Here is an 11,678-nt window from a genome sequence, read left to right as displayed (position 1 = left end):
ATTATTCGGCGAACTTGGTTCTCACGACGACCTTGCCCTTCTGGTCGCCGGCCTCGAGATAGGCGAAGGCGGCGAAGGCCTCCTCGAACGGGAAGACCCGGTCGACGAGCGGACGGAGCCTCCCGTCCGCAATCAATGGTCCAAGATAGTCCTTCACCCGCTGCAGGGCGCCAGGCTGGGGGAACATGTTCAGCAACGAATAGAGATGGATGCTCGCGCCGGGCCGGATCAGCGGCAGGATCGGGCACTCGATCGTCAGTTCGCCGCTGAGCGCACCGTAGATGAAGACCTGAGCCTTCGGGCCAAGCGCATCGGCATAAGATGCGATCGCCGGTCCGGCGACCGCATCATAGACCATGGACAGCTGGCGCCCCTCGATCGGCAGAGCCGCGATCTGGTCGGACAAGGAACCGCAATCGTGCGTCACGACATGATCGGCGCCGACCTGCCGCAGAAAGTCCGCTTTGGCGGTCGTGCGGCTGCTCGCGATTACCGTCGCGCCGAGATGCTTGGCCAGCTGGATCGCCCCGACACCAGCACTGCTCGAGGCCGCGGTGATCAGGACCACATCGCCGGAGCCGACCTGCGCCAGTTCGCAAAAGGGGTAATAAGCGGTGGAATATTGCATCCACGCGCTCGTCGCCTCTTCCGTCGACAGATGTTCCGGCCACGGAGCCAGGAAATCCTCGGGCATGATCGCGAACTCGCCGGCCACGCTGTAGACCGGCTTGCCGATCGGGAGGCAGGTGACCCGGTCTCCCACCTTGAAGCCGGTCACCCCTGCGCCGACCGCATCGACAATCCCGCACGCCTCGAAGCCTACCCGGCTGGGGATGATCGTCGGCGTATAATGATAACCGGCCAGGTAGAGCAGGTCCGCCCGGTTCAGGCCGAAGGCGTGAACCTGATACCGCACCTCACCCGGCCCCGGCTGCGCCGGGTCGACGTCGCGCATGACGAGCGCATTTTTGCCGTCGACTTGATCGACGAGAAGGACATTGGCCATATATTTGGCTTCCTCGACTAAGGGTTCCTGCAGCGACGTCAGAAGGTCACGACACCTTCGACGCCCAGGCTGCGCGGCTTGTTACGGGCACGGACGAAGCCACCCGCGACGGGGAACAGATCGATTTCGGTCTGCCGGGTGTTCAGCGCGTTCCGAGCGAAGGCGGTGATCCGGTAGCGATCGAACTCGACGCCCAGTCGGAGATTCACGAAGGTCTTGTCGGGGATGCGCTGGGTTTCGGCCTGTCCCAGGAAGATCGGCCCGTTCCATCGGCCATCCGCATGGAAGCGCAGGCGCAGGTCCGTGGCCAGTTCATGGACATAGTCGAGCGTGGCCGTGCCGCTCCATTTCGGTGCGTAAGGCGGACGCCCGCCACCGCCCACAATCTGGGAGTCCAAGTAGCTCAGCGATCCGCCGAGGGTGAGACCGGGGGCCGCGCGGAGGGTCAGCTCGGTTTCGGCGCCATTGATTCTCGTCTTGGGAATGGTGACGGGGACGAGGAAGGGCGGCGTCGCGATGCCGATCGACAGTTGCTGGTTCGAATAGTCGATATGGAACAGCGCGGCGTTAAAGGTCAGCGCATTGTCCAGCGCCTGCGACTTCAGGCCGATCTCGTAATTGATCGTTTTTTCGGCTGCGGTGTAGTTGCCGGTGCTGAAGAAGCCTGCCCGGAAGCCCTTGGAGACGGTGGCGTACGTCATCACCTTCTCGGTCGGCCGGAAACTGAGCTGTCCCTTGGGCTGGACTGAATTCTTGCTGCGCTGCTGGGTTGCCACGAGTTGCCCTTGGCCGTCGAAAACCGGCAGGACCGTGGTCAGGCTGCTGTCGGTGTAGCGCGTGTTCCGATAGCGCTGATCATCGTATCGCAGCGCGCCGGTCAGTTCGATGTTTGAGGCAAGATCGATCGACAACTGGGCGTAGGCGCCCCACCAGCGATCATTGCCGCGATCCCAGGACGGGAAGATGTTGAAGAAGGCTCCCGTCGGCGCGATCGTGAGGCCGGCATCGAAACCGTTGACCCGCTTGCGGCGAAGATAGGATGCACCCAGCACCCAGCGAACAGCCTGGTCCGAATTGGACACAAAACGAACGTCCTGCGTGAGCGTTCGATAGCGGTCGCGGGACAGATAGACATTATCGATCACTTCGCCCGGCTGCGCGGCATTGCCGAAGGCGGGTGCGAACATGCAGTCCGAACCCGGGACGGTCGGCGTCGCGATCACCGCGGGATCATTAGGATCGTCATAGCAGATGCTGCCATTGTCGAGCCGCTGGTTCAGCCTGGTATAGCCGGTGACCGAGGCCAGCGTGCCCAGTTCGGTGTCGAGCTGGACTCGCGCCGACAGCTGGTAAAGGTCGCGCTTCTGCACGCCGGGATGGTCACGTCTGGCACGCGTATTGCCGCCGAAACTGTTGATCTGATCGGCGGTCGCGATCTTGTCCTGATAGAGCGCGCCGCTGCGATCGTGCAGATACGCCCCACGCAGATCGATCTGCAGATCATCGACGGGCTTTGCGATCACGCGCAGGCTGACGGTTTGCTGCCGGACGAAATCGAGATTGATGCCGTTGCTGGCGCTCTTGATGAGGCCATCGCTATCCCGCAGGCTGCCGTTCAGACGGACGAACAGCTTGTCCTGGATCAACGCACCGGAGGAAGTGGCAGCGACCCGCAGGTCATTACCCTCCTCGTAGCTGACCATCGCCTTGCCTTCGAACGCATTGGACGGCGCACGCGTAACCAGATTGATCGCTCCGGCGATCGCTCCGGCGCCGTAGAGCGCGCTCTGCGGACCACGCAGCACTTCGATCCGCTCGATGTCAGACAGCGCGCTTGCATCGATTTCCTGCAGCGAAGAAGCCGGCACACCGTCGACGATCACGTTGACCGACGGCCAACCGAGCAGACCGTTCGAGATACCGCGCATCGCGATACGGATGTCGCCATTTTGGAAGGACTCATTGGTCCGAAAGGTCAGGTTCGGCGTCAGCGCCATGAAATCGGCGACTTTGCGGATGCCGCTATTCTCGATCTTCGCCGCGGTGAAAGCAGTGATGGCGTCCGGAACGCGCTGCAGGGTTTCCTGCCGCTGGCGTGCCGTCACGACGATGTCTGCCGAACCGTCACCTTGGCCCACGGCGCCGCCGCGCGCCCGCACCCCGGCATCCTGCGCCTGCGCAGCAGCCGGCAGGGCAACGCCCGCCAGCAGCGGCAGCAATATCCGATTGATCCCCTTACCCGTCTTGCTCATCACTGACCCCCTGATGTTTTCGGCCCTTTTGGTTCGGCCATAGGGTCGTCGGAGGGTGCCTCTCACACAATGCCGCAAAACGGCAGTATGGTTGCGTCGGTATCGTTGGGCCGCGCCAACCCGCTATTATCGGGGCGGCATCATGGCCTCAGACTATAGTTCGCGGGTCCATTTGCCGAATGATCGATATGGCTTGGGATCGCCGGGAAATGCCCGCTCGTTTGTAGAGATTGCGGCGGTAGGCCCGCACTGTCCCCTCCGACAGCGCGAGCTTCGCCGCGATTTCCTTGTTGGTCATTCCCTCGCCTAACAGGACGAGCACTTGTCGCTGCCGATGGCTGAGTTTCAGGTCCTGCGACGCGGCGGCGCTGCCGGGCTCGGCCGTGCCGATCCGTTGCAGGAGCACGGTAGCCGCTGCGCGGGCCTCGTTCGAAAGGACGCCATGGTGCAGACACCACGTCAGCGCCGGCCTCGCAAAGCGGCGCATCTCGATCAACACCGACAGAAAGCCCTGGTCCTGTATCAGGCCCGATAGGGACCGGATGATGGCATCCACCGCCACGCCATCGCCCCCGTCGCGCGCTAGAGCGGAGAGCCTGAGGCAAAGCAGACGCGCGCGCGTCGGCACATCGGCATCCAGATCGGGAGTCCCGACCGCATCGAGCTGATCGAGACACCCACGAACGTCATTAGCTACCAAGCTGGAGGCAGCCTCCACGAGCGCCTGCATGACCCGAACCGTCAACAGCATCTCTTGTGCGCCCTCGTCGGCTAGCACCTGCGATTGCAGCCGATGAATGGCTGTCTCCGCCTGCTTCTCCTGGCCCGCCATCAGCAGCAGATAAACCGCATGCCACCGGGCCAAGAGGGCCAGTTGCGGTGCCTGCATGGCGGCGGCGGCACGGCCCGCATCCGACAATATGTCGAGGGCGCGTGCCTGATCACCATCCTGAAAAGCGATCAGGGCAGCGGCCGAATATCCTAGGGCGCCGATCTCCAGCCACCCTTCCCTTCCGACGATGTCCTCATAGGCGTTCTGGAGAATATCCCGGGCCTCCCCCACCGCACCGCTCTCATAGGCAATACAGGCCTTTAAAATCGTCGCTACGTCGACGAGCGATGCCGCCAGCGAGGGGTTGGCTTCATCCCGCGGCATGGACGCGAGGATCGCTCGCGCGCGGTCCAGTTGTCCGAGACGAAGTTCCGACATCGCGGTGAAAGTGCAAACATAAGCTGATAGGAAGGGCAGATCATAATGCCGGCACAAGGTCAGCGCGCGCAGTCCTGCATCGCGCGCCTTCTCGAAATCCCCGTTTCGATAATAGGCGGCACACAGGAGGTTGGCCGCCGACGCCACGATGATGGGATCTTCCACATTTCCGCTCTTCGCAGTCGCATCGAGCCCTTCGATCGCAGCCGCCGAGATTCTGTGATTTTCGAAGAGATCGACGAGAACCCGATGGATCCCGATCTCTCCGGCCAGATCATCGTCGACGCCGGACGACGCTATTTGTCGCTCTGCATCCTCCAGGACGCGGCGAGCTTCGCCCAACAGACCCGATCGGGCCAGAACATAGACCTGCGCCAGCTTCAGCCGGCGGTGGTCGGATTGATCATAAGGCAAGCCTTCGATCAGGAGACGCATCCGGTCGACGCCGATCCTGGCCACCAGCATCCAGCCGCCGGCCCGCTCCATGATCGGCCACAATCCCGACTTGTCGTCGAGATCGGCGCATAGACTGGCCGCCGCGTCCCAATCGCCAAGTTTCAGATCATGGTCGAACAGCGCCGTCACCGCCCCTAGATGGCGAAGCGGATCGCGCCCCCGCCAGCGGGAGGCGATTATATCTCGGAAAAGTGGATTCATGCGCCAACCGGCTTCGCCATCCACTGACGCAAATGCGCGGATCAGCCCCTCGTCAGACAGTTGGCCGAGCGTCTCGACCATGTCGGCACCGATCAACTGCTCTGCCGCGGCCGAGACGATGGTCTCGCTCAGCGATAATCGCTCCAGCGCGCGCCGTAGCGCGGGGGTGAGCGGCGTAACGATCTCTTCCTGGATATAGAGCGCCAGTTCCTGACGGATGCCGGTCTCGACATCGTCGTCGCCCGACGCGACCAGGTCTTGGCAGATCGACACCGCAACAGGCCAGCCCTTCGAAAGCGTCAAAATCGCGTTCAATTCGGGTTTGCGGCGTAGCTCGCCGAGAAAGCGATCGATCTCTTCCGGCGAGAAGCAGAGACTATCATCCTGCAACAGGTTCACCGGCTCCTTCTGTCGATAGCGACGAAGCGGAAAACCCGCGGGGCCACGCCCGGCGATGATGAAACGCCACTGCAAGGCGGCATCGAACAATCGGCCAAGGAAACTGTCGAACGGGTCGGACCGCGCGTGCTGATAATCGTCGAGCAGCAGGTGAACGTGCGCGCCCGTCGGACATATCCGGTCGATGTCCTCGATCAGGGAAAGGATCATCGCTTCCGTGTCCGGTGAAAGGTCCGCGTGACGATCCTGATAGGATGGAATTCCAAGAACCGTCCGCAGTCGATGGCAGAACAGGGCCGGCTCGCGATCCGCCTGGACGAGATCGAGCCGCGCGACGACATGATCGGTCGCCATCGCCCGCGCACCCAGCTGTCGAAGAAGAGCCGACTTACCCATCCCCGCCATCGCGCTGATATAGGTCAGGCGGGGCGCTCCCGGCCCTAGAAGCCGATCACCGAGCTCTTTTCGTTCAATCTGGTTCGTCTGCTCCACGGTATCGAGGAACTCCTCTAACGATCGACCAAGCGCTCGATCAGACCTTAAGCGAGGTCGAGACGATGTCGCCCCCTTTCATGATCAGGGCGAATTGCTCGGCTGCCTGGAAGACAGCAAGATCTTCGAGCGGGTTCTTCTCAAGCACGAGGATGTCCGCAAAGGCGCCCGGTGCGATACAGCCGAGCTTACCCGTCATCTGAAGAATTTCAGCGTTGATGGTGGTGGCTGAACGCAGCACGTCGATCGCGGGCTGATATTGCCCCCTCAGCGCCAGTTCGGCACCCTGATAGCCGTGGAACTCATGCGATAGCAGGTCGCTCCCCAGCCCGAGCTTGACACCTGCCGCGATGCAATTGCCGATCGACTGCGCGGTCTGGTCGGCGACCCCTCTGATCTTCTCCAAGGCGAGGGGTGGCATCCCGAGACGGGGGCCATGGTCATACAGCACTTTGCCGACCGCCAGAGTCGGAACCACATAGGTGCCCTTTTCTGCCAGCAAACGCGCGGTGTCCTCGAATATCTCAGTGCCATGTTCGACGGTTCGGATACCGAGCTCGGCACAGCGCCTGATCGCATCGTCGGTATGGGCATGCGCCATCACATAGGTCCGTCGCGTGGCCGCTTCGTGAACCGCCGCCAGCACTTCCTCGTCGGTGAACTGCTGCATCCACATGGGATCGGTTGGGGAAATGACGCCGCCGGACAGCATCAATTTGATCTGCGTCGCCCCCTTGCGCAGTTCTTCGCGCACCGCCTTGCGCACCTCGTCCGGACCATCCGCCACCAGCGACATTGAACCATCATAACCCGCTGCGCATCCACACGGGCTGAACCGGTCGCCGGGCCTGGGATCGCCATGACCGCCCGTCTGGGAAATCGCCTTGCCGGAGAAGAAGAAGCGGGGGCCTTCGATGACCTTCTGGTCGATGGCGGTCCGCAGACCGATGTCCCCACCAGCGGCGTCCCGCACGGTCGTGAAACCTCGATGAAGAGCCCCCGACAAGATCTTGATCCCGTGGGACGTCAGCAGCGAGGGCGGCATCGCATCGTTTCGAAGGATGTCGAAGCTTGGCGTGTAGGTATGGAAATGAGCGTCGATCAGGCCGGGAATCAAATAGCGGCCGCCGCATTCAACAATGCGTGCATCGGTGATAGCGGGTTGCGATCGAGTGACGTCTCGGATGAAGTCGCCCTCGACGATGATATGCCCCTCTACCAAATCTTCGGATAGGCCATCGAAAATTTGAGCGTTTGCGAGAATGGTGATCATCGCTTTCCTCCGTATGTGTCTCTGGCCACTGCGACTCCCGGCCCCTTCAAGACAGAGCTGTATTTATCAAAATGCCAAATGCAATACAGCATTGTATTTTATCGACATACCAGCCCTCGCATTGACGCGATTTGGATGATGATCGCAGCCAAACCTGCCCGGTAGTTGGGATGCGGTATAAACTGCCTTCAGGTCGCTGAAATGATGATAGGTCACGGTGTCAGCGAGGGCTTTTGTTTTTGCGGAGCTTTGACGCCAGCTTTTCGGAAGTCGGAGCGCTGTCCCGAAAGGTTGGAATCAGACGGCGCCTTTCTGACGGTTCGCTTCGGAGCATAACATCGGCGGCTTCTGGCAGCAGCAGACGTTCGCAGTGGATGATCTGAACAACCGGCTCTTGGTCGGAAAGGGCCACGCCAGTCGCGGGATGCGCAAACGTCAGTTTTCGCTAAATCCCGCACTGAAACCTGCCAGTCGGGTATCGGCCCCATGCCAGACATTCCAGGGTCTTTATCTGGAGGTCGGCTTTTACCGAGAGCCGTCAGTTATGTACGTCGTCACCGCGACACCCAACTGCGGGCCAAGCCAGATCCCGTGGCGCGCGTGACGGAGAATCTTGATCGAGGCGATGTGGTGTCCGGAGCCAGGCTGATCCGGCGAAGTTCAACATCCCGTCTCGCACCGTGCAGCCGATGGGGCAGTTCCATCGTTGGGAGGCGATGCAGCAAATCAGCGCGACGCCTGACCCCTATATCCTCGTTCTGATCGGCGCTGGCCTGCTGATAGCGCTGGTGGCCTGGCTTCCCCTCGCCCTCAAGCGCCTTCCGCTGTCCCTGCCCATCATGTGCATCGGTATTGGCGTAGCTATATTCTCCGTGCCGGCGGTTACGCTGCGGCCTTTGCCTCTCAGCTATCCCGTGGTGACCGAACGTTTCACCGAATTGGTCGTGATCATCGCGCTCATGGGTGCGGGGCTGAAGTTGGACCGACCTTTTAGCTGGGCAAAGTGGAATATCACCTGGCGCCTGTTGGCCATCACGATGCCTCTCGGCATCCTGGCCATCACGGCCATCGGCGGGCTGTGGCTAGGCCTTCCATGGGTGGTAGCTCTGCTGCTGGCGGCCAGTCTGGCGCCGACCGATCCCGTGCTTGCGTCGGACGTCCAGGTCGGCCCGCCAAAGACCGGAGAAGAGGATGATGTGCGTTTCGGCCTCACGTCCGAGGCAGGTCTGAACGACGGCTTCGCATTCCCGTTCGTACATCTCGCTATAGCCTTGGGGCTTGCGGCGACGACGGGCGAGCCATGGGCAAAGCAATGGCTGCTGCACAACGTCCTTTGGGAGATTTTTGCCGGCGTGCTCGGGGGATGGTTGATAGGCCGACTGTTCGGGTGGCTCACCTTCCACGTTCCCGCCGACACAAGGCTATCCAAGACCGGCGACGGATTGATCGCTATCTCCGCGACCTTCGTATCCTATGGCGTCACCGAGCTGCTGCACTGCTATGGCTTTCTGGCCGTGTTCGTAACCGCGTTGACGCTGCGTCGCTCGCATCGTGACCACGAGTTCAACCGGCAGATGCACGACCTGACCGAGCAGGTTGAGCGGCTTGCGATGATGGTACTGCTGTTGTTGTTTGGCGGAGCGCTGATGACCGGTCTCCTCCGGCCACTGCAATGGGTGGACGTGGCGGCGGCGGTAGCCATCTTGCTGATCATCCGGCCGGTTAGCGGTATGATCGCCCTTATGGGATTTAGGGCAAGTCCCTCGGAGAAGAGAACGATCGCGTTTTTCGGGATCCGGGGCGTGGGATCGTTCTACTATCTGGCCTACGGCCTCAACCACCTGAAAATAGATGAGGGTGCGCGGCTATGGGCGATAGTCGGCTTGGTCGCGCTGCTGTCGATTCTGCTCCACGGCCTGACGGTAACCCCAGCCATGCGGATGCTCGACCGACAGCATGGACGCGATCCGGACGCGGGCGAGGGACGGTCTTAAATCGACCAAGCCTTATCGTTCCTTGGTCGATATCGGGAGGTAGGCAAATGCAGGTTCGTCTGAAACCCGTCATTCATTGTTTTGAGCAGCAACGACGGCTTTGTCGCAATCCCGGTCATCCGCGAACTCGACCTGATGGAGACCCAATACGCGGGTTGATGGGCGTCATAGGCTCGCCAAGCGAAATAGGCGGTCGGCCGATGCGATCCGCATCAAGCTGCAGTTGCGATATGCCGCCTTCTTAAAGAGCCCATTTCATGGGCAAGCATCGTGCCGGAAGAGAAGGCAGCATCTCTCTGCCCGCTCAATTGCATCGCATCCGCCGACCCCAAATTGGGGGCGGTCGAGAAGGACCGCGAAAAAGGCCCGGCTATATTCGTCTGAAAGCGTCTCCCGGCACTGCACCAGATGCACCGCCCGCGCGCAAAACCCCGCATTCCTGCGGCCAATCGCGACGCGCCGAAGCCGGCTCGTCACATCACGCCGTCAAAGGAAGAAAAATGGTGCCCAGGGACGGGGTCGAACCGCCGACACTGCGATTTTCAGTCGCATGCTCTACCAACTGAGCTACCTGGGCACTCGCGCGTTGGAGGCGTGCCTATAGAGGCGGGTTGCGCATCCTGTCCAGCCTGCTTTTCGCTTTTTTACCCGTCCTCGGGATCGGCCGGCGGGCCGGGGATGCGATAGCCTTCGTCGAGCCATTTCAGCAGGTCGCGGTCGCGGCATCCCTGGCTGCAGAAGGGGTCATATGCGTCGACCGGCGGCTTGCCGCAGCCGGGACATTTAGGGGGTTTGCGCGTCGACATGGCCCGCCGATATGGCGAGCCCGGCGTCGGCGCGCAAGACGAACGGCGCGCCTAGCCGGCGTTCGAGCTCCCGTCCCCAGCCGGGGCGGCCCGCGATCCGGTCGATCACGGCGGGCGCCGCGGTCAGCGTGCGGGGGCCGGCCCCCGGCGTGCGTTCGGCGCGGCGCAGCAGCGCGCGGGCGGCGGCGCCCACCGGATCGCGCCGCAGGCGTTCTGGCAGCGACGGCCGCGCGCGGCGACAGACGATCTGGAGGAAGCCGAACCCGTTCACCGCGGTCCGCTCGAACGGCTGCGGCAGGATCGCGTCGACCGCCTCGGCCGCGGCCAGCCTGGGCGCCTTGCCCTCGACCGTCGGCAGGTCGATGCCGATCGATCCGCCGATCCCGTGCCGCACGATCATCCGCGCCGCCGCCGCCGCGCCCGCCACCGCCAGCGCGGCCGGGTCGAGCCACCCGTCGACGTCGATCAGGCTCATCGCCGGGGTCAGCGACAGGTGCAGCGACCCGCCGTCGAACGCCGCTTCCCCGTTCGCCGCCTCCTCGAGCAGTTCGGACCAGCCGGCGGCCTCGAGCGCGTCGGGCTGATGCGCGTGCAGCTGCCGCACCGGATCGCCGCCCGCGCCGATCCGCGCCAGCAGGCCGGGACCGTCGGCGGCCGTCGCGCCCGATTGCGCGGGGCGCGCCAGCGCCAGCTTGGTCCGGCCGGTCTCGGCCAGCGCCGCCCGGTGGATCTCGACCAGCAGGCGACCGCCCTCGGATACGCCCTTCGGCACCGGCTCGATCAGCGCCTCTTCGCCCGAATCGAGCCTTACGACCGCGCGGCGGCCGGGAACGGTGATGCGGTCGAGCCGGACCTCGGCGATCGTGCCGGCGCGCACGCCGTCATCGTCGGCCTCGATCTCCGCCGTGACGATGGCGCCATCCTCGACGAGCGCGGCCCGGGCTTCCCCGATCCCCGCCTCGTAGAGCCATTCACGCATCGACGATGGTGGCGCCGGGCGGCAGCAGGCCGGCGGCGGCCAGCAGCGCGCGCGTTTCGAACAGCGGCAGGCCCATCACCCCCGAATGGCTGCCCGCCAGCATCGCGACCCAGCTCTCGGCATAGCCCTGGATGGCATAGCCGCCCGCCTTGCCGCGCCAGTCGCCGCCGTCCAGATAGGCCTCGATCTCGGCGGCGGTCAGCCGCTTGAAGCGCACCGTGCTGGTCGACAGCCGGTGGCGCGCCATGCCCGCCGCGTCGATCAGGGTGACCGCCGAATGGACCTTGTGGCGGCGCCCCGACAGCAGCTGCAGGCAGGCCCGCGCCTCGGCCGCGTCGTCGGTCTTCGGCAGGATCCGGCGGCCGGCGGCGACCACCGTATCGGCGCCGAGCACCGCGCGGCCCGGATGGCGCGCGGCGACCAGCGCGGCCTTCTCGGCGGCCATGCGCGCGGCATAGGGCGACGGCAGCTCGCCCTTGCGCGGCGTTTCGTCGATATCGGCGGGGTCGATCGCGGCGGGCACGAGTCCCAGCCGGCCGATCAGCTCGGCACGGCGCGGACTTCCCGATGCGAGGACGAGCGGGGAGTCGGACGGGGACAGCGGTCCCGC

Annotated in this window: 8 protein-coding genes and 1 tRNA gene; 1 reads left to right on the top strand and 8 read right to left on the bottom strand. The window is 63.5% G+C overall.

Features of this window, described 5'->3' with window-relative positions; genetic code table 11:
* Position 1: 1 nt before the first annotated feature.
* The 4 genes from ASE22_RS21755 to ASE22_RS21735 form a co-directional block, all read right to left on the bottom strand.
* Positions 2–1,006 (bottom strand): zinc-dependent alcohol dehydrogenase family protein, encoded by a 1,005-nt coding sequence (locus ASE22_RS21755; protein ID WP_056364510.1) that lies wholly within the window; start codon positions 1,004–1,006, stop codon positions 2–4.
* Positions 1,007–1,044: 38 nt separating this feature from the next.
* Positions 1,045–3,225, bottom strand: a complete 2,181-nt coding sequence (locus tag ASE22_RS21750; RefSeq protein ID WP_162248231.1) for a TonB-dependent receptor — start codon at positions 3,223–3,225, stop codon at positions 1,045–1,047.
* A gap of 181 nt (positions 3,226–3,406) precedes the next feature.
* A complete protein-coding gene (locus tag ASE22_RS21745; protein ID WP_082545887.1) occupies positions 3,407–6,016 on the bottom strand; it encodes a helix-turn-helix transcriptional regulator in 2,610 nt (869 codons plus the stop codon).
* 40 nt (positions 6,017–6,056) lie between these two features.
* On the bottom strand, positions 6,057–7,289 hold the full coding sequence (locus ASE22_RS21735; RefSeq protein WP_056364503.1) for a metal-dependent hydrolase family protein: 1,233 nt from the start codon (positions 7,287–7,289) through the stop codon (positions 6,057–6,059).
* A gap of 716 nt (positions 7,290–8,005) precedes the next feature.
* Between ASE22_RS21735 and ASE22_RS21730 the strand changes: the two genes are divergently transcribed.
* Positions 8,006–9,283, top strand: coding sequence for a cation:proton antiporter (locus tag ASE22_RS21730; protein ID WP_056364733.1), 1,278 nt, complete (start codon positions 8,006–8,008; stop codon positions 9,281–9,283).
* Positions 9,284–9,784: 501 nt separating this feature from the next.
* Here ASE22_RS21730 and ASE22_RS21725 read toward each other — a convergent pair.
* From ASE22_RS21725 to ASE22_RS21710, 4 genes are all read right to left on the bottom strand, one after another.
* A tRNA-Phe gene (locus tag ASE22_RS21725) sits at positions 9,785–9,860 on the bottom strand.
* Positions 9,861–9,927: 67 nt separating this feature from the next.
* A complete protein-coding gene (locus ASE22_RS21720; protein ID WP_056364501.1) occupies positions 9,928–10,089 on the bottom strand; it encodes a DNA gyrase inhibitor YacG in 162 nt (53 codons plus the stop codon).
* Positions 10,067–11,068, bottom strand: a complete 1,002-nt coding sequence (locus ASE22_RS21715; RefSeq protein ID WP_056364500.1) for a hypothetical protein — start codon at positions 11,066–11,068, stop codon at positions 10,067–10,069. The genes ASE22_RS21720 and ASE22_RS21715 overlap by 23 nt, the downstream gene beginning before the upstream one ends.
* Positions 11,061–11,669 (bottom strand): Maf family protein, encoded by a 609-nt coding sequence (locus ASE22_RS21710; RefSeq protein ID WP_082545532.1) that lies wholly within the window; start codon positions 11,667–11,669, stop codon positions 11,061–11,063. Before ASE22_RS21710 ends, ASE22_RS21715 begins: the two co-directional genes overlap by 8 nt.
* Positions 11,670–11,678: the final 9 nt, after the last annotated feature.

This window comes from Sphingomonas sp. Root720, assembly GCF_001428605.1.
Lineage (GTDB): Bacteria > Pseudomonadota > Alphaproteobacteria > Sphingomonadales > Sphingomonadaceae > Rhizorhabdus.
The sequence above is the reverse complement of the archived record's forward strand: the minus strand, read 5'-3'. Positions and strand labels throughout refer to the sequence as shown.